Here is a 16,557-nt window from a genome sequence, read left to right on the forward strand (position 1 = left end):
GCTCCCGAAATATGCCCTTTCGGCGCGCGGCCTCCAAGCCGTCGCCCGCAACCGCACGACCCCGGCATGACCTGGCTCACCCATGCCTGGCGCATCGCCACCCGCGAATTGCGGGGCGGCCTGCGCGGCTTTCGCATCTTCCTCGCCTGCCTCGCGCTCGGCGTCGCGGCCATTGCCGCCGTCGGCTCGGTCCGGGTCTCGATCACCGAAGGGCTCGAGCGCGAGGGGCGTAACATCCTCGGCGGCGATGCCGAGGTGCAGTTCACCTACCGCGCCGCCACCGCCGATGAACGCGCCTGGCTCGACGCGCTGGGCACCGTGTCGGAGGTCATGGATTTCCGATCCATGGTCGCGACCGGGGAGGGTATCGAGGCCGACCGCGCACTGACGCAGGTCAAGGCCGTGGACGATCTCTATCCGCTGGTGGGTGAGGTCGAGCTGGAGCCTGCGATTCCGCTGGACGAGGCGCTGGCGGGGGACGGCGTCGTCGTCCATCCGGTGCTGGCCGACCGATTGGGCCTCGCCGTGGGCGATCCGCTCTGGATGGGCGCCAACCGCCTGACGATCACGGCCCGGCTGGTGCGCGAGCCGGATGCAGGGGCCGACGGGTTCGGCCTCGGGCCGCGGACGCTCGTGCGGACGGCGGCGCTCGAAGGGTCCGGGCTTCTGGCCGAAGGGTCGCTCTTCGACAGCGAGTACCGCCTCGTGCTGCCGCCCGAGACGACCGACGCCGATCTCGACGCCGCCCGCGCCGCGATGGAGGCGGAGTTCGCCGAAACCGGCGCCCGTTGGCGCGACCGCCGCAACGCCGCGCCGCAGGTCGAGCGCTTCGTGGACCGCATCGGCAGCTTCCTCGTACTCGTCGGGCTCGCGGGTCTCGCCGTCGGCGGCGTCGGCGTCTCGGCCGCCGTGCGCGCCTATCTCGACCGCAAGACCGGGGTGATCGCAACGCTCAAGACGGTCGGCGCGGAAGGGCGCACGATCTTCGCGGCCTACCTGATGCAGGTCGGGTTGCTGGCCGCCTTGGGCATCGCCATCGGCCTCGGGATCGGCCTCCTGATCCCGCTCGCCGCCGGACCCTTCATCGAGGCGCAGCTACCGGTCCCCGTCGCGCTCGGGCTGCATCCCTCCCCGCTGGTCGAGGCGGCGCTCTACGGCGCGCTGACGGCACTGATCTTCACGCTCTGGCCGCTGGCGCGCACCGAGCAGGTCCGCGCCGCCTCGCTCTTTCGCGACGGCTCCGGTCCGATCCGGGGCTGGCCGCGCCGCCGCTACATCGTGGCGTTGGCACTCGCCGCGCTCCTCCTTATCGGCCTCTCGGCCTGGCTGTCGGGCATCCCGACGCTGGCGCTCTATTCGGCGGCGGGGATCGCCGTCGCCCTCGCCGTGCTCGTCCTCGCGGCCTGGGGCGTGCGTCGCCTCGCGCGCTGGGGCGCAGGCACGCGGGCGGTGCGCGGACATCCGGCGCTCCGCCTGGCACTCGGCTCGGTCGGCGGCCCCGGCGGCGAAGCCACGGCGGTGGTCCTCTCGCTCGGCCTCGGTCTCACGGTGCTGGCCGCCGTCGGTCAGATCGACGCCAACATGCGCGCCGCTATCGACCGCGACCTGCCCGAGGTCGCGCCGTCCTACTTCTTCGTCGACATCCAGCCCGACCAGCTTCCGGCCTTCCTCGACCGGGTGACCAACGACCCCGCCGTCAGCCGCGTCGACAGCGCGCCGATGCTGGGCGGCGTGGTCCGATCCATCGGCGGCCGCGATGCCGCGCAGATCGACCATTGGGTGACCCGCGGCGACCGCCGGATCAGCTTCGCCGACGCGCTGCCCGCCGGTACGACGCTCACGGCGGGCGAATGGTGGCCCGAGGGCTATGCCGGCCCGCCGCGCGTCTCGATGGCGCAGGAGGAGGCCGAGGAGATCGGCGTGGCCTTGGGCGACGAGATCGTGATGAACGTGCTCGGTCGCGACATCACCGCGACGGTGACCAGCTTCCGCGAGGTGGATTTCTCGTCGGGCGGGATCGGCTTCGTCCTCGTGTTCGACGCGAACGCCCTCACCGGCGCGCCGCACACCTGGCTCTCGACCGTATATGCCGAGGAAGAGGCGGAGGCCGCGATCCTGCGCGACGTCGCAGGCGCCGCGCCCAACATCACCGCGATCCGGGTGCGCGACGCCATCGGCCTCGTGACCGAGGCGCTCTCGGCACTGGCCGCCGCCACGTCCTGGGGCGCGGGCGCGACGCTGCTGACGGGCTTCGTCGTGCTGATCGGCGCGGCGGCGGCGGGCGAACGGGGCCGCGTCGCCGAGGCCGCGATCCTCAAGACCGTCGGCGCCACCCGGCGCACCATCCTCGCCAGTTTCGCGCTCCGATCCGCCATGCTGGGGGCGGCCGCCGGGATCGTGGCCATTGCGGGCGGCGCGCTGGCCGGATGGGGGATCATGCGCTTCGTGATGGAGGCCCCGTTCCGGTTCGAGCCGGTGTCGGCGCTCGCCATCGTCATCGGCGGCGCGCTGGCGACCCTGCTCGCGGGCCTCGCCTTCGCATGGCGCCCGCTCGCCACCCGCCCGGCCCGCGTGCTCCGGTCGCAGGAATGAGCGCCTGCCGTACGAACCCCGACGCGCCCGCCTGCAGACCGCGATAGGTCGCGCGCGGAGCGGCCCCGGTGCCGTGTCCCGCATGTCGTGCTGGCCGTCCGTCCCGGCGACCGCGGGGCAGATTTGGGGCGCGCATCGTGCACGGCGCGGACCGATCAATCGAACCGGGCCGGAGGACGCCCCCCCGGCCCCCCGATCCGCGACCGCCCATCCATTGACGGCCATGCCACCGTCCGGCGACGGTGCAGCATGGCCCGCACGGCGCGGGCACCGGGCGCGCTGCCCCGCCGTTAACCGCGCGTTCATCGCACGGGCCGAGAAGGATCACCGCTGCAGCGACCCGGACCGGGGGTGACGTCCCGGCCACACCGCGATCCGGGCGCCTTCGGGCGGTCGGGTCGGGCCCGACCCGATCCCCGGCGCCGATGTGCCGGGTCCGGACGACGCGGATCCCCCGCGCCCTCTGATCTCCATTACCGAGCGCTTCGGCGACGCGGCCCCGATCGGCGCGACCGCGCCCGTCGCCGTGCCGTCGTCCCCCACCTCGAAACCGCGCGGGCTTTCCCCGTCCGCGCCCCCTTGCTAGCCTTCGGCCCATGTTGCGCGCGCTCGGGCGGAAGGCCCTGTCCCTGACCCTGTCGCTGATCGTCGCCAGCGTCGTGATCTTCGTCATGCTGCAGGCCGTTCCGGGCGACCCCGCCGCCTTCATGCTCGGCCTCAACGCCCAGCCCGACACCATCGCCGCCCTTCGCGCCGAACTCGGGCTCGAGGGCGGGCTGATCCAGCGCTACCTCGCCTGGACCGGCGGGATGCTGACCGGCGATCTGGGCACCTCCTATACCTACCGCGCACCGGTCTCGGACCTCGTGCTGGACCGGATCGGCGTCTCGGCCCCGCTCGCGGCCTACGCGCTGATCCTGACGGTGCTGATCGCCTTCCCGGTCGGCCTCATCGCGGCAACCCGGCGGGGCGGGCCGGCGGACTGGGGGATCATGGGTGCCACGCAGCTCGGAATCGCGGTGCCGAACTTCTGGTTCGCCATGCTGCTCGTCCTCGTCTTCGCGGTGCAGCTCCGCTGGGTCTCGGCGGGCGGTTTTCCCGGCTGGTCCGACCCCGTCGCGGCCATCGGTGCGCTGACGCTCCCGGCCATCGCGCTCGCCCTGCCGCAGGCGTCGATCCTCGCCCGTGTCCTGCGGTCCGCCGTGCTCGACACGCTCGACCAGGACTACATCCGGACCGCGCGCGCCAAGGGCCTCAGCCGCCGGGCCACCGTCGTCCGCCACGCGCTCCGCAACGCGCTGATCCCGGTCCTGACGATCCTCGGGCTGCAGTTCTCGTTCCTCCTCGCCGGCGCGATCATCATCGAGAACGTGTTCTTCCTGCCGGGCCTCGGGCGGCTGATCTTCCAGGGGATCACCCAGCGCGACCTCATCGTCGTCCAGTCGGTGACCATGCTGCTCGTGGCCTCGGTGATCGTCGTCACCTTCCTCGTCGAAGTCGCCTATACCGTCGCCGATCCGAGGCTGCGGCGATGAGGGGCGCGCTTCTCATCGGTGGCGCGATCACGGCCGTCTTCGCGCTTCTGGCCGGCGTGGGGCTCGTCTGGGTGCCCCATGACATCACCGTGCTCGACATCTCGGCGCGGCTCCTCGGACCTTCCGCCGCCCACCCCCTCGGGACCGACCATTTCGGGCGCGATACGCTCTCGATGCTGATGGAGGGCGCAAGGACCTCGATCGCGGTCGCCCTCCTCGCCGTCGGCATCGGCATCGGCATCGGCGTGCCGCTCGGGCTGACGGCGGCGGCGGCGCGCGGCAGCCTCCTCGACGAGGTCATCATGCGCGGCAACGACCTCGTCTTCGCCTTCCCCAGTCTCGTGATCGCGATCCTCATCACCGCGGTTTTCGGCCCGAGCGCCGTCAACGCGATCCTCGCCATCGGCATCTTCAACATCCCCGTCTTCGCCCGTGTGGCCCGCGGCGGGGCGCTGCCGCTCTGGACGCTGGACTACGTCATGGCGGCGCGGGTGGCGGGCAAGGGCCGGACGCTGATCTCGGTCCAGCATATCCTGCCCAATATCGCGAACCTCCTGATCGTGCAGGCGACGATCCAGTTCTCGCTGGGCATTCTCGCAGAGGCCGCGCTCGCCTATGTCGGCCTCGGCGCGCAGCCCCCGGTGGCCAGCTGGGGCCGGATGCTCGCCGATGCGCAGACCATGATCTATACCGAGCCGCAGCTCGCGCTGATCCCCGGCCTCGCCATCGTCGCAATCGTGCTGGGGCTGAACCTCCTCGGCGACGGGCTGCGCGACCTGCTCGACCCCCGGCTGCGGCGGGCGCGGGCATGACGGGCGCCGCGATCCGGCCCGACGCCGGGGGTCCGGGGGGCGTCCCCCGGCCCGCGCCGCCGGACGCGTCCGCCCCGCTTCTGCGCATCGACGGCCTGTCGCTCGCGATCCACGGCACGCCGATCCTCGACGATATCTCCCTCGGCATCGCACCCGGCACCGTCACCGGCCTCGTGGGCGAGAGCGGGTCGGGCAAGTCGCTGACCGCGCTGGCGCTCATGGGCCTCGCACCCGGCGGCACCACGACGCGCGGCCGGATCGAGATGGGCGGCCGCGACCTCCTGACCTTGCCCGAGCGCGACTGGCTCGACATCCGCGGCGACGAGATCGGCATGATCTTCCAGGAGCCGATGACCGCGCTGAACCCGGTCCACACCATCGGCGCCCAGGTCGCCGAGACACTGCGCCTGCGCGGCACGCCCCGCGCCGAGGCCGCCGCCATCGCCCGCGAGCGGCTGGACCGCGTCGGCCTCGCCGGGATCGCGCTCGACCGCTACCCGCACGAGCTCTCGGGCGGGCAGCGCCAGCGGGTCTGCATCGCCATGGCCATCGCGCGGCACCCCCGCCTCCTGATCGCGGACGAGCCGACCACCGCGCTCGACGTCACCACGCAGGCGCAGATCCTCGACCTCTTGCGCGATCTCGTGGCTGACGAGGACATGGCACTCCTCCTCATCACCCACGATCTGGGCGTCGTGGCCGAAGTGGCCGATCACGTCGCGGTCATGAAGGACGGCGCCATCGTCGAGCGGGGCGCGACCGAAACCCTGTTCCGCACCCATGCCCATCCCTACACGCGTGACCTGCTCGCGGCGTCCCGGCCCGCGCCCCGCCCGCCGCGCGACATCGACGCAGCGCCCGTCCTCGAGATCCGCGACGTGACCCGCCGCTACGGCGCGTTCACCGCGGTCGACGGCGTCTCGCTGGTCCTCAACCGGGGCGAGAGCCTCGGTCTCGTCGGCGAGAGCGGCTGCGGCAAGTCCACACTGACCCGCGCGCTTCTGGGGCTGGAGCCGGTACAGGCGGGGACGATCACGCTGCACGACCGGCCCGGCGGCGCGGCCATGACCCGCGCCGACCGCGCGCGCATCAGCGTCGTCTTCCAGGACCCCTATGGCAGCTTCGACCCCCGCTGGACCGTCGCCCGCCTCGTGACCGAACCGTTCCACCTGACGGGCCGTCCGCCCGATGCCCGCGCCCGCGCCACTGCCGCGCTGGAACGGGTAAGCCTCGATGCCGACGCGCTCGACCGCTATCCGCACGAATTCTCGGGCGGCCAGCGCCAGCGCATCGCCATCGCTCGCGCGCTCATCACCGAGCCCGATGTGCTGGTTCTGGACGAGGCCGTGAGCGCGCTCGACGTCCGTGTCCGCGCTCAGGTGCTGGACCTCCTGGCCGATCTGCAGGCGCGGCTCGGCCTCGCCTATCTCTTCATCTCCCACGATTTGACCGTGGTGCGCGCCATCTGCGACAGGGTCCTCGTGATGCGCGAGGGCCGGATCGAGGAGCGGGGCGACATCGACCGCGTCTTCGCCGCCCCCGCCTCGGATTACACGCGGTCCCTGATCGCGGCGGCACCGACGATTCCCGACGGCTGGCTCGCGGCGTGAGCCTCCTGCATGCCTCTATCGCCGCCCGCGCGCCCGAGGCGATGGCCCGTGCACTCGCCCGGCTGTTGGCCGGGACCGCCCTGCCGTTCCCGCCCTGCCCCGGCGCGTGGATCGCCTTCGCGGCCGCCGATGACGGCACCGCGGTCGAGGTCTATCCGTCCGGCACGCGGCTGGACCACGGCCCCTCCGCCGTCGCCTTCTCGGCCGGCCCGCCCCGGCGAGACGCCGGGGCCACGCATCTGGCGCTGGCCTCGCCCCTCGCGGTGCCGGAGATCGAGGCGCTCGCCGCCGGGTTCGGCTGGACCGCGCGGACCTGCGACCGCGGCCCGTTCGACTGCGTCGAGATCTGGACCGGCGAGGGCCTTCTGATCGAGGTGCTGGACGCGGATATGCTGGCCGATTACCGCAGGGGCATGACGGCCGCGAACTGGCGCGGGATGTTCGGGATGGAGGACTGACATGACCGATCCGGCGAAGGGCCTGTGGTTCGATCCATCCGAGATGCTGATCGGCGGGCGCTGGCTCTCCGCGCCCGACACGCTCGCGCTCGAAAACCCGTCGACCGGCGCGCCGCTTGCCCGGATCGCGCGCGGCCAATCGCGCGAGATCGATGCCGCCGTTGCCGCCGCCCATGCGGCGATGGACGGCGAATGGGGCCGGATGCCCGCCGTCGAGCGGGGCCGCATCCTGACCCGGTTGGGGCGGCTCGTGACCGAGCGGCTGGACGACCTCGCGGTGCTCGAGGCCCAGGATGTCGGCAAGCCCCTGACCCAGGCGCGGGCCGACGCCGTGGCGCTGGCCCGCTACTGCGAATTCTACGGCGGGGCCGCCGACAAGGTGCACGGCCAGACGATCCCCTATCTCGACGGCTACACCGTCTACACTCTGCGCCAACCGCACGGCGTCACGGGCCATATCGTGCCGTGGAACTACCCGATGCAGATCATCGGGCGATCGGTCGGCGCGGCACTGGCCATGGGCAATGCCTGCGTGTTGAAGCCCGCCGAGGAGGCATGCCTCACCGCGCTTGCCTTCGCGCGGCTGGCCGAGGAAGCGGGTCTCCCGCCCGGTGCGCTGAACGTCGTTCCGGGCCTCGGGGCCGAGGCGGGCGCGGCCCTCGCATCCCATCCCGGCATCCACCACATCAGCTTCACGGGCTCGGTCGCCACCGGCGCCAAGGTGCAGATGGCGGCGGCGGCCAATGTCATCCCCGTCACGCTGGAACTCGGGGGCAAGTCACCGCAACTCGTGTTCGACGACGCCGATCTCGACGCGGCGCTGCCCTTCCTCGTGAATGCTGGCATCCAGAACGCGGGCCAGACCTGCTCGGCGGCCTCGCGCATCCTCGTCCACGAGGGCATCCACGACGCCGTGATCGAGCGCATGGCCGAGCGCTACGCGGCGCTGCGCGTCGGCGCGGCGATGGACGATCTCGACCTCGGGCCCCTGATCTCGGGCCGCCAGAAGGAGATCGTGGACGGCTTCCTGGGGCGCGCGGACGGGCTGACAGTGGCGGCCGAGGGGTCGATCCAGGCGGAGGGCGGCCATTACGTCGCGCCGACCCTTCTGACCGGCGCGACCCCGGACCACCCGCTGGCACAGGCCGAGATCTTCGGACCCGTGCAGGTCGTCATTCCCTTCACCGACGAGGCCGAGGGCCTCCGTATCGCCAACGGCACCGATTACGGGCTGGTCGCAGGCGTCTGGACCCGCGACGGCGGCCGCCAGATGCGACTGGCCCGCGACCTGCGCGCAGGGCAGGTCTTTCTCAACAACTACGGCGCGGGCGGCGGGGTCGAGCTGCCCTTCGGCGGCATCGGAAAGTCGGGCCACGGCCGCGAGAAGGGATTCGAGGCGCTCTACGGGTTCAGCCAGCTCAAGACCGTGGCAGCCCGGCACGGCTAGGTCGGCCCGCTCGACGTCCGGCCGTCGAGCCTTCGGGCGGCGCATCGTCGACGCGCACCTCTCCGGTCGACGCCAACAAGACCCGTCCGAGGCGTCGCTCAGCCCGTCGGGTAGTAGAACTCCTCTCGCACGATCTTGCCGTCGGCGACGGTATAGACGCCGATATCCTTCATCTCCTCGATCTCGCCCGTCTCGCGCTTCTTCATCTTCATGTCGAAGATCACCGCGAACCGGTCGTCGCCATGGGGCATCGGGTCCGACACCTGCGTTCCGACCTGTTCATACATGCCCGAGAACCACTCGTGCTTGGCCCGGATCGCGTCGCGCCCCTTCGCCTCGCGGCCCTGCCCCATATCCACGGCTTCGACGCTGACGGCGTCCTCGGCATAGAGCCGGTCGAGGTTCTCGGTGTCGCGCCCCTCCCGGCAGCCTGCGACCAGTTCCTTCGCGACGTCCTGCATCTCCATCGTTCCATCCTCCGAATTGCTGGACCCGCATCATAGCACAGATCGCACGGGTCCGCCGGGGCTGGTCTTGACCGTGCGCACCCGGCATCCTGTGCGGCAAGGGAGGACCGGGCATGAGATTGCAGGACAAGACGGCCATCGTCACGGGCGGGGCGTCGGGCTTCGGGGCGGGCATCGTCGCGGCCTTCGCGCGCGAGGGGGCGAAGGTGATCGTGGCCGACCGGAACGGCGACGGCGCCGCCGACGTGGCCGCGGCGCATGGCGGGATCGCGGCCACGATGGACGTCGCGCGCGACGCCGACTGGGCGGCAGTGACGGCGCAGGCGATGGACGCCTGGGGGCGGATCGACATCCTCGTGAACAACGCGGGCATCACCCACCTGCCGACCCCGATGGAGGACGTCTCGGAGGAGGAGTTCGACCGCGTCCTCTCGGTCAACGCCAAGTCCGTCTATCTCAGCGCGCGTCACGTCGTGCCCGCGATGAAGGCGGCGCGGCGCGGCGCGATCCTGAACGTGGCCTCCACGGCGGGCGTCTCGCCGCGACCGCGCCTCAACTGGTACAACGCCTCGAAGGGCTGGATGATCACCGCGACGAAGGCGATGGCGGTCGAGCTGGCGCCTGCGGGCGTGCGCGTGAACGCGATCAACCCCGTTGCCGGCGACACGCCGCTCCTAGCGAGCTTCCTGGGTGAGGACACGCCCAAGATGCGGGCCAAGTTCCTTTCCACGATCCCGCTCGGCCGGTTCTCGACGCCCGAGGACATGGGCCACGCGGCGCTCTACCTCTGCTCGGACGAGGCCAGCATGGTGACCGGCGTAGCGATGGAGGTGGATGGTGGGCGCTGCATCTGACGGCGGTCGCGGAACGACTCCGCCCGGCGCGCGCGCATTGTCGGATCCCGCCCGCACCGGGGCCGCTGGGGCAGAGATTATTCGTACGAATAATCTCTGCCGGCGCGAGGATGCGATCAACGCGCGAGACGTCCAAGTCAGCGCACTGTCGATCCGCGCCGGGCGCGCCGCATGAGGCTCGCGGCGACGATCCGGGTGCTGGCGGGCGCCTTCGCCTCGCAGCAGTTGGCCTTCGCGCATCTTCTGGATGCCGCCGAACGCGATGGGCTCTCGCCCGATCTCGACCATGTCGAGGTGCTCATGCCCGGTGAGGGCACGCGCCTGCGCCATATCTTCGAGCCCGCGCTGGCCCGTGACCTGGCCGAAGGCGCCGCAGGGGAGGCTCTGATCCTGATCCTGCCCGGCGCGCTCGTGACCGGGCGCTTTCGCGAGGATGCGCGGCTGCGCGACCTCGGCGCCCATCCGGGCCATATCACGCGGGTGATGCAATGAGGCCGGGGCCTCGCAACGCCATCACCGATATCGACGGCCTGCGCGTCGGGTCAGCCCATGACGCGGACCTCCGCTCCGGCGCGACCGTCCTCTTCGCCGACGCGCCCTTCACCGCCGCCGTGCATGTCATGGGCGGCGCGCCCGGCACGCGCGAGACCGACCTTCTGGCCCCCGACAAGACCGTGCAGGAGGTGGACGCGCTGGTCCTCTCGGGTGGCTCGGCCTTCGGGCTCGAAGCCGCCTCGGGCGTGGCGGACGGGCTGCGCGCGATGGGGCGGGGCTTCGCCGTGGGCGAGGTTCGGGTCCCCATCGTGCCGGGCGCGATCCTCTTCGACCTGCTCAATGGCGGAAACAAGGATTGGGATGCGAACCCCTATGGCGCGCTCGGCCGCGCGGCGCTGGACGCCGCCGGTCCGGACATTGCCTGCGGCAGCCACGGGGCGGGCTTCGGCGCGACGGTGATGGACCTGCGCGGCGGGCTCGGGACGGCATCCGCCGTTCTGGCCTCGGGCGTCACGGTGGGCGCTTTGGTCGCGGTGAACGCGCTGGGCCGGGTCTGCGACGACCTGGGCCGGTTCCACGCCGCGGGCCACGAGATGGATGCGGAGTTCGGCGGCCTCGGGCCGGCGGCGACCGACCCCGAATGGGAGCCGTTCTCGGACCGCGCGCCCGGCCAGTCGACCACCATCGCCGTCGTCGCCACCGATGCCGCGCTGACCCAGGCGCAGGCGACGCGCATGGCGGTCGCGGCCCACGACGGCATGGCACGCGCGATCTGGCCGTCGCACACCCCGATGGATGGCGACCTCGTCTTCGCCGCCGCCACCAGCGCGCGCCCGCTGGCCGATCCGGTGTGGGAGCCGTTGCAGCTTGGGCACGCGGCGGCGGGCTGTCTGGCACGTGCCATCGCGCGGGGCGTGCACGCGGCCGATCCCGGCGGCGACCTGCCCGCGTGGCGCACCCGCTTCGGGGGCTGAACGGGCCGGATATCGCTCACGCCCCGGTGAGCGCGTGTCATCAGGAGGCGAGAACGCGGTGAGCGGCGGCCCCGAACCGGGCGGTTTCCGGAGATCACCGAGCCACGAACGGCCATCGTTGCGGCGATCAGGGGCCGTGGGGAACCGGCGGCGCGCGGAGGGTCTCAGGAGCCAAGTCTTTACCGACATTATGGATTTTCGATCCAGGCGACGCGCAATTGCGTGACCGTGCATACCGGCTAGCGATAACGTGCGTATGCGCACCATGATATCGTAATACTCACGCGCCTGTGCATTGCGGGTGATCGACGTGATCGCCAGATTGAACCCATCGAAGGGGCGGCCAGCAACCGGGCGCCTCGGACACCACACATCGCATCTCTGGAGAGACACCATGAAAACCATCATCCTCACCGCCGCCCTGACCGCCTTCGCCGCCCCCGCCTTCGCCACGGACGCGATCAGCCACTTCAACCAGTCGAAGGAACGCGGCGACGTCATCGTCGTGCAGAACGGCGGCGCCTTCGTCGCATCGAGCCGGGGCCAGCACTCGGCCCGCGCCCAAGCCATCTTCGACCGGATCGCCGCCGAAAGCGCCGAGAACGAATGACCCGGACGATGCGGGGCTCCCTCCCGGCCCCGCATCCCCACCCTCTCTTCGAAAGGCCCATGATATGCGCCGCTTCCTTCCCCTCCTGATCGCCGCCGCCCTCGTGGCCCCCCTTGCCGCGACGGCGACCCCGCGCGGCGATGCGCCGACACTCATCACCGTGAAGTCCGACCGGGCGACCCTGCCCGACCGCGCGTCGACGATCCTCGCCGGCATCCTCGCCGAAGGCGACTGACCTCCCCTCCTGCCGGTATCCGTCCCCCCCGGATACCTCCTGGCGCGATCGCTCTCCCCGGCGGTCGCGCCTTTTTCATGCAACCTTTTCCAACCCCTGAGGCGTTGTCCCGGCGAACCCGACCAGACCCGGAGACCTGCCATGGCCCTGCGCCCCGTCCATATCCTCGCCGCGATCCTGACCCTGACCGCCCATGCCGCGCTGTCGCAGGAATCCCCGACCACCGAAGCGCTGCAGCAGTTCAACGAGAGCGCCGATTCGGTGAACGACGGCACCGTCATTGCCCCCGAGATCGACAGCGACGGCACCGGGCCGGGTGCCGCCTGCGTCGACGATGACGACGCGGCGAACTGCGTCCCCGTGACGGGCGCGGCCGACTGATCCGGCGCGCGCGTCAGCGCCGCGCGGCGAAGAAGTCGCGCAGAAGGGCGGCGCAGGCCTCGACGTTGATCCCGTCATGAAGGTCGGGAACGTGATGCGTCTGGGGATGGGTGAAGACCTTCGCGCCATGCAGGACTCCGCCGGATTTCGGATCAGCCGCCCCGAAATGGAGCCGGTCGAACCGCGCGTGGGCGATGGCCTGGGCGCACATCGCGCAGGGCTCGAGCGTCACCCAGAGCGCGCAACCCGACAGCCGTTCCACACCCAGCGCCGCGCAGGCCGCGCGGATCGCCAGCATCTCGGCATGGGCGGTGGGATCGTTGAGTTCACGCGTCCGGTTGCCCGCCGCCGCGATCACCGCGTCGCCGCGCGTGACGACGGCACCCACGGGCACCTCGCCGCGCGTCCCGGCGGCGCGCGCCTCGATCAGGGCCTCGGGCATGAACGAACGGAACATCGGCAACCGGCTTGCACGGCGGAGCGCCCGTCCGCAAGGCGCTTCCCTCGGGCGCGTGGGGGGCGTAAGCCGCGCGCATGAGCCAGGACAGCACACGGGACGGCGACCGGATCGCCAAGGTGATCGCACGCGCGGGGCTGGCCTCGCGCCGGGACGCGGAGGTGATGGTCACCGACCTTCGGGTCAAGGTGAATGGCAAGACCATCTCGAACGTGGCGATGAACGTGGGGCCGGGCGACAAGGTGTCGGTCGACGGAAAGCCCCTGCCACGCGCCGAGGGGGCGCGGTTGTGGCTCTATCACAAGCCCGAGGGTCTGGTGACGACCGCCCGCGACGAGAAGGGCCGCGAGACGGTATTCGACACGCTGCCGCCCGAGATGGGGCGCGTGCTGTCGGTGGGTCGGCTGGACCTCAATTCCGAGGGCCTGCTCCTGCTGACGAACGATGGCGAGCTGAAGCGCCAGCTGGAGCTGCCCTCGACCGGCTGGCTGCGACGCTATCGCGTCCGGGTGAACGGCCGCGCCGCCGAGGCCGCGCTGGACCGGCTTCGTGCCGGGATGGAGGTCGAGGGCGAGCATTTCGCGTCGATGCAGGTCACGCTCGACCGTCAACAGGGTGCGAACGCGTGGCTGACCGTGGGCCTGCGCGAGGGCCGCAACCGCGAAATCCGGCGTGCGATGGCGGCGGTGGAGCTTTACGTCAATCGCTTGATCCGCATCAGCTACGGCCCGTTCCAGCTGGGCAACCTCGCGCCCGGCGGCATCGAGGAGGTGCGGCCCAAGGTGCTGCGCGACCAGCTGGGCGACACGTTCGACGGGGATCTGGCCGAAGGCCGCAAGGAGATCGGCATGACCGAGGATGACACGACGCCCCCGCGCGGGGCGAAGACCGATCGCGGCGCGGGCCGGGATGGCGACGGCGCGCCGCGGGGCCGCAAGCCGCGCCCCTCGGGCGACCGGCTGGTCGAGGGCGGACGCGGGCGGCCCGACGGCGGCAAGCCCCGCGGCGCCGGCGGGCCGAAGGGCGGCAAGGGGCGGCCCGGTGGCAAGCCCGGTGCCCCCGGTGCGGGCCGCGCGGATCGGGCGGCGCGACCCGACCGGCCCCGGACGGGCAAACCGCCGGTGACGCGGAACGACGGCGACGAGGCGCGGGGCGGCGCCCGGCCCCGGCGCGACGGCGACAAGCGGTTTGGCCCCAAGGGCGACGGGCCGCGCGGCAAGGGCCCCGGCGGCGACGGCAAGCGGCCGCCGCGCGGCGGCGACGGACCGAAGCGCGACCGGCGGCCCGGCGCGAGCGATGCCCCGAAGGAAACCAAGTCCGAGCGGACCGCGCGTCTGCGGCAGGACAGCTCGATCAGCCTCAGGAAGGGCGGGCAGCGCGGGCGCGGCATCACCAAGCCGAAGAAGGCGCCCAGCACCAAGCGGATGCGCAAGCCCGGCGAGGGCGACGCGGACTAGGCGTCCTCGCCCTCCTCCGGCTCGGACAGGCTGGAGATCTGCCAGAAGATGAAGACGGCCAGCGCGATCGGCAGCACGAAGGTCTCGAACGTGACCCAGAACGCGGTGGTCTGGGTGCGCCAGACCAGTTCGTTCGCGCCCGCCATCGCCATGAGGAACAGCGCCATGCGCCGCGTCAGCACGCGCCACGCGTCATCCGTCAGCGGCAGCGCGTCCGACAGGACCAGCGCCAGAAGACTGCGCCCGCGCCAGAGGCCCAAGAGCAGGATCGTCGCCATCGTGCCGTAGACCAGCGTCGGGCGGATCTTCACGAAGCGCTCGTCGTTGAACCAGATCGTCAGCCCGCCGAAGATCACGACCATGCCCGCCGTCACCAACTGCATCGGACTGATCCGGCCCGTCAGCGCCCAGAGCGTCGCGATGGCGGCGAGGAAGATCGGGATGAAGGCGGCCGTGACCACGACGAGGCCGCCATATTCAGTGCCGCCGATCGTGAAGGCGTCATCCTTCACCCACATGTAGCAAAGAAAGAACGCCAGCGCGGGACCGATCTCGAGCGCGGAATTAAGCCATTTCGGGGTGTCGCGGGGCTCAGGCATCGTCGGGCGTCTCCGGGGTGTGGGCCTTGATGAACTTGGCCTGTGCGATGAAGAAGCCGAACATCACGATGGGCAGGCCGAAGGTCTTGAAGTTGACCCAGGCGTCGGTCGACATCGCGCGCCAGATGACCTCGTTGGCCACCGCGAGCCCGAGAAAGAGCCACGCCATCCGGCGGGTCAGGATCATCCAGCCGGCCTCGTCCAATGGCATCGCCTCCGAGAGGACCATCGATAGCAGGCTGCGTCCCCGCCAGAGCCCCGCGAACAGGATCGCCGCGAAGAGGAGGTAGATCAGCGTCGGCTTCATCTTGAAGAAGCGCTCGTCGTTGAGCCAGACCGACAGCCCGCCGAACACCGTCACCAGCACCGCCGTCACCACCTGCATCGCCGAGAGCTTGCCCGTCAGCGCCCAGAGCAGCGCCGTCGAGGCGAGGATAACCGGGATGAACAGCGCCGTGACCACGATGAACCCGCCATACTCGGTGCCGCCGATGGTGAAGACGTCGTCCTTCAGCCAGATATAGGCGCCGAAGAAGAGCGCGATCGGCCCCATCTCGATCAGGCTCTTCAGCCCCGGTGATATGCTGCGATCTGCCATGCGGTCCCCTTCGGTCCCGGAGATAGGGATTGGCGACCGGTTGGGCCAGCCCCGGCGCGCGCAGGCGCGGCGATCAGCCGCCGAATTCGACCACCACGGCGCCCAGCGCGATCAGCGACATGAGGGCCAGGCGGCGGGGGCCGACCGGCTCCTTCAGCCAGACCCAGCCAATCAGCGCGGCGAACACGGTCGAGGTCTCGCGCAGGACCGCCGCCTCGCCCACGCTGTCGAGCCGGGTGGCGAGCATGACGCAGCCGAAGCTGCCGAAGGCGATCACCGCGCCGGTCAATGCCAGCCGGACCAGCGCCGGGTCCGGGCGGCGCCACCTGCCCCGGACGGCCGCGATGACGGGGAAGTCGAAGGCCGTCAGGAAGAAGAACCACGCCAGGAACGTGAACGGATCGGGCATCGCGCGGATGCCCCAGGCGTCCCAGGTCGTGTAGACCGCCACCATCAGACCCGTGGCCACGGCAAGGCCCAGCGCGGGCACCAGCGTCGCGCGGTCCACGGTGACCTTGGCCATATTGTAGGCCGAGAGCCCGAAGAGCCCCGCCAGCAGAAGGCCCACACCCGCCCATTGGGCCGCGGTGAAGTGCTCACCGAAGATCAGCCCCGCGCCCAACACGGTGAACAGGGGACCCGTGCCGCGCACGACCGGGTAGACGACGGTGTAGGCACCCCGGTCATAGGTCATCGCCATCAGCACCTTGTAGACGAAATGGATCACGACCATCCCGGCAAGGACCCACCAGAGTTCCAGCGGCGGCCACGGCACGAGGAGCAGCGCGATGGGGGCCGACAGCACCAGCAACGCGGCGTCGATCGCCGTGCGCGAGGTCCAGGGGTCGTATTGCCCCTTCTGGAGCGCCCCGAAGAGCGCGTGCAGCAGAGCCGCCGTCAGCGCGAGGATCATCGCGGCGGTGTGCCCGGCCTCCGTGCCCTCGATGGCGAGGACCCAGTCGGTCAGCACGGCATG

General features: G+C 71.4%; 18 protein-coding genes. 13 read left to right on the plus strand and 5 right to left on the minus strand.

What is annotated here, in order from left to right:
- The first annotated feature begins 66 nt into the window (after positions 1 to 66).
- The 6 genes from ACK8OR_RS08360 (at position 67) to ACK8OR_RS08385 (ending at position 8,454) form a co-directional block, all read left to right on the plus strand.
- The gene (locus tag ACK8OR_RS08360) at positions 67 to 2,592 is read left to right on the plus strand and encodes an ABC transporter permease (RefSeq protein WP_410188952.1); all 2,526 of its coding nucleotides are present in this window, start codon (positions 67 to 69) and stop codon (positions 2,590 to 2,592) included.
- 596 nt (positions 2,593 to 3,188) lie between these two features.
- Positions 3,189 to 4,127 (plus strand): ABC transporter permease, encoded by a 939-nt coding sequence (locus ACK8OR_RS08365; RefSeq protein WP_410188953.1) that lies wholly within the window; start codon positions 3,189 to 3,191, stop codon positions 4,125 to 4,127.
- Entirely contained in the window at positions 4,124 to 4,939 is an 816-nt protein-coding gene (locus ACK8OR_RS08370; protein ID WP_410188954.1) for an ABC transporter permease, read from the plus strand. The genes ACK8OR_RS08365 and ACK8OR_RS08370 overlap by 4 nt, the downstream gene beginning before the upstream one ends.
- A complete protein-coding gene (locus tag ACK8OR_RS08375) occupies positions 4,936 to 6,549 on the plus strand; it encodes an ABC transporter ATP-binding protein (RefSeq protein WP_410188955.1) in 1,614 nt (537 codons plus the stop codon). The genes ACK8OR_RS08370 and ACK8OR_RS08375 overlap by 4 nt, the downstream gene beginning before the upstream one ends.
- Complete coding sequence (locus tag ACK8OR_RS08380) at positions 6,546 to 7,007, plus strand: hypothetical protein (RefSeq protein WP_410188956.1); 462 nt, start codon at positions 6,546 to 6,548, stop codon at positions 7,005 to 7,007. The genes ACK8OR_RS08375 and ACK8OR_RS08380 overlap by 4 nt, the downstream gene beginning before the upstream one ends.
- A gap of 1 nt (position 7,008) precedes the next feature.
- On the plus strand, positions 7,009 to 8,454 hold the full coding sequence (locus ACK8OR_RS08385; RefSeq protein ID WP_410188957.1) for an aldehyde dehydrogenase family protein: 1,446 nt from the start codon (positions 7,009 to 7,011) through the stop codon (positions 8,452 to 8,454).
- Positions 8,455 to 8,552: 98 nt separating this feature from the next.
- Here ACK8OR_RS08385 and ACK8OR_RS08390 read toward each other — a convergent pair whose 3' ends face one another.
- On the minus strand, positions 8,553 to 8,921 hold the full coding sequence (locus ACK8OR_RS08390; protein WP_410188958.1) for a SnoaL-like domain-containing protein: 369 nt from the start codon (positions 8,919 to 8,921) through the stop codon (positions 8,553 to 8,555).
- 113 nt (positions 8,922 to 9,034) lie between these two features.
- Here ACK8OR_RS08390 and ACK8OR_RS08395 point away from each other — a divergent pair, with 113 nt between their 5' ends.
- The 6 genes from ACK8OR_RS08395 to ACK8OR_RS08420 all read left to right on the plus strand — a co-directional run bounded on the left by ACK8OR_RS08395 (position 9,035) and on the right by ACK8OR_RS08420 (position 12,470).
- Entirely contained in the window at positions 9,035 to 9,775 is a 741-nt protein-coding gene (locus tag ACK8OR_RS08395; RefSeq protein ID WP_410188959.1) for a glucose 1-dehydrogenase, read from the plus strand.
- A gap of 171 nt (positions 9,776 to 9,946) precedes the next feature.
- Complete coding sequence (locus tag ACK8OR_RS08400; RefSeq protein WP_410188960.1) at positions 9,947 to 10,267, plus strand: hypothetical protein; 321 nt, start codon at positions 9,947 to 9,949, stop codon at positions 10,265 to 10,267.
- Positions 10,264 to 11,244 carry a P1 family peptidase gene (locus tag ACK8OR_RS08405; RefSeq protein ID WP_410188961.1) on the plus strand — a complete coding sequence of 327 codons (981 nt, stop codon included), beginning with the start codon at positions 10,264 to 10,266 and terminating at the stop codon, positions 11,242 to 11,244. Before ACK8OR_RS08400 ends, ACK8OR_RS08405 begins: the two co-directional genes overlap by 4 nt.
- Before the next feature lie 394 nt (positions 11,245 to 11,638).
- Positions 11,639 to 11,854, plus strand: coding sequence for a hypothetical protein (locus ACK8OR_RS08410; protein WP_298435510.1), 216 nt, complete (start codon positions 11,639 to 11,641; stop codon positions 11,852 to 11,854).
- Between the two features lie 64 nt (positions 11,855 to 11,918).
- Positions 11,919 to 12,089 carry a hypothetical protein gene (locus ACK8OR_RS08415; RefSeq protein ID WP_298435513.1) on the plus strand — a complete coding sequence of 57 codons (171 nt, stop codon included), beginning with the start codon at positions 11,919 to 11,921 and terminating at the stop codon, positions 12,087 to 12,089.
- A gap of 141 nt (positions 12,090 to 12,230) precedes the next feature.
- A complete protein-coding gene (locus tag ACK8OR_RS08420) occupies positions 12,231 to 12,470 on the plus strand; it encodes a hypothetical protein (protein WP_298435516.1) in 240 nt (79 codons plus the stop codon).
- Positions 12,471 to 12,483: 13 nt separating this feature from the next.
- On the opposite strand, the gene ACK8OR_RS08425 is transcribed toward ACK8OR_RS08420, so the two are convergent.
- A complete protein-coding gene (locus ACK8OR_RS08425) occupies positions 12,484 to 12,927 on the minus strand; it encodes a nucleoside deaminase (RefSeq protein WP_410188962.1) in 444 nt (147 codons plus the stop codon).
- Between the two features lie 77 nt (positions 12,928 to 13,004).
- On the opposite strand from ACK8OR_RS08425, the gene ACK8OR_RS08430 reads away from it, so the two are divergent.
- Positions 13,005 to 14,384: a pseudouridine synthase gene (locus ACK8OR_RS08430; protein WP_410188963.1), complete on the plus strand. Its 1,380-nt coding sequence runs from the start codon at positions 13,005 to 13,007 to the stop codon at positions 14,382 to 14,384.
- On the opposite strand, the gene ACK8OR_RS08435 is transcribed toward ACK8OR_RS08430, so the two are convergent.
- The 3 genes from ACK8OR_RS08435 to ACK8OR_RS08445 all read right to left on the minus strand — a co-directional run bounded on the left by ACK8OR_RS08435 (position 14,381) and on the right by ACK8OR_RS08445 (position 16,548).
- Positions 14,381 to 14,983 (minus strand): inner membrane-spanning protein YciB, encoded by a 603-nt coding sequence (locus tag ACK8OR_RS08435; RefSeq protein WP_410188964.1) that lies wholly within the window; start codon positions 14,981 to 14,983, stop codon positions 14,381 to 14,383. The two genes, ACK8OR_RS08430 and ACK8OR_RS08435, sit on opposite strands and share 4 nt — an antisense overlap.
- Positions 14,976 to 15,581 carry an inner membrane-spanning protein YciB gene (locus tag ACK8OR_RS08440; protein WP_410188965.1) on the minus strand — a complete coding sequence of 202 codons (606 nt, stop codon included), beginning with the start codon at positions 15,579 to 15,581 and terminating at the stop codon, positions 14,976 to 14,978. Before ACK8OR_RS08440 ends, ACK8OR_RS08435 begins: the two co-directional genes overlap by 8 nt.
- Positions 15,582 to 15,654: 73 nt before the next feature.
- A complete protein-coding gene (locus tag ACK8OR_RS08445) occupies positions 15,655 to 16,548 on the minus strand; it encodes an EamA family transporter (RefSeq protein ID WP_410189882.1) in 894 nt (297 codons plus the stop codon).
- Between the last annotated feature and the right edge of the window lie 9 nt (positions 16,549 to 16,557).

The organism is Jannaschia halovivens (assembly GCF_046452375.1).
In the GTDB taxonomy this organism is placed as follows: Bacteria; Pseudomonadota; Alphaproteobacteria; order Rhodobacterales; family Rhodobacteraceae; genus Jannaschia; species Jannaschia halovivens.

Bases quoted from the DNA above. Each gene is read 5' to 3' on its own strand.
- ACK8OR_RS08360 (WP_410188952.1), top strand. From the start codon at position 67: ATGACCTGGCTCACCCATGCCTGGCGCATCGCCACCCGCGAATTGCGG.
- ACK8OR_RS08425 (WP_410188962.1), bottom strand. From the start codon at position 12,927: ATGTTCCGTTCGTTCATGCCCGAGGCCCTGATCGAGGCGCGCGCCGCC.
- ACK8OR_RS08385 (WP_410188957.1), top strand. From the start codon at position 7,009: ATGACCGATCCGGCGAAGGGCCTGTGGTTCGATCCATCCGAGATGCTG.
- ACK8OR_RS08440 (WP_410188965.1), bottom strand. From the start codon at position 15,581: ATGGCAGATCGCAGCATATCACCGGGGCTGAAGAGCCTGATCGAGATG.
- ACK8OR_RS08435 (WP_410188964.1), bottom strand. From the start codon at position 14,983: ATGCCTGAGCCCCGCGACACCCCGAAATGGCTTAATTCCGCGCTCGAG.
- ACK8OR_RS08405 (WP_410188961.1), top strand. From the start codon at position 10,264: ATGAGGCCGGGGCCTCGCAACGCCATCACCGATATCGACGGCCTGCGC.
- ACK8OR_RS08390 (WP_410188958.1), bottom strand. From the start codon at position 8,921: ATGGAGATGCAGGACGTCGCGAAGGAACTGGTCGCAGGCTGCCGGGAG.
- ACK8OR_RS08365 (WP_410188953.1), top strand. From the start codon at position 3,189: ATGTTGCGCGCGCTCGGGCGGAAGGCCCTGTCCCTGACCCTGTCGCTG.
- ACK8OR_RS08430 (WP_410188963.1), top strand. From the start codon at position 13,005: ATGAGCCAGGACAGCACACGGGACGGCGACCGGATCGCCAAGGTGATC.
- ACK8OR_RS08375 (WP_410188955.1), top strand. From the start codon at position 4,936: ATGACGGGCGCCGCGATCCGGCCCGACGCCGGGGGTCCGGGGGGCGTC.
- ACK8OR_RS08415 (WP_298435513.1), top strand. From the start codon at position 11,919: ATGCGCCGCTTCCTTCCCCTCCTGATCGCCGCCGCCCTCGTGGCCCCC.
- ACK8OR_RS08420 (WP_298435516.1), top strand. From the start codon at position 12,231: ATGGCCCTGCGCCCCGTCCATATCCTCGCCGCGATCCTGACCCTGACC.
- ACK8OR_RS08370 (WP_410188954.1), top strand. From the start codon at position 4,124: ATGAGGGGCGCGCTTCTCATCGGTGGCGCGATCACGGCCGTCTTCGCG.
- ACK8OR_RS08400 (WP_410188960.1), top strand. From the start codon at position 9,947: ATGAGGCTCGCGGCGACGATCCGGGTGCTGGCGGGCGCCTTCGCCTCG.
- ACK8OR_RS08410 (WP_298435510.1), top strand. From the start codon at position 11,639: ATGAAAACCATCATCCTCACCGCCGCCCTGACCGCCTTCGCCGCCCCC.
- ACK8OR_RS08395 (WP_410188959.1), top strand. From the start codon at position 9,035: ATGAGATTGCAGGACAAGACGGCCATCGTCACGGGCGGGGCGTCGGGC.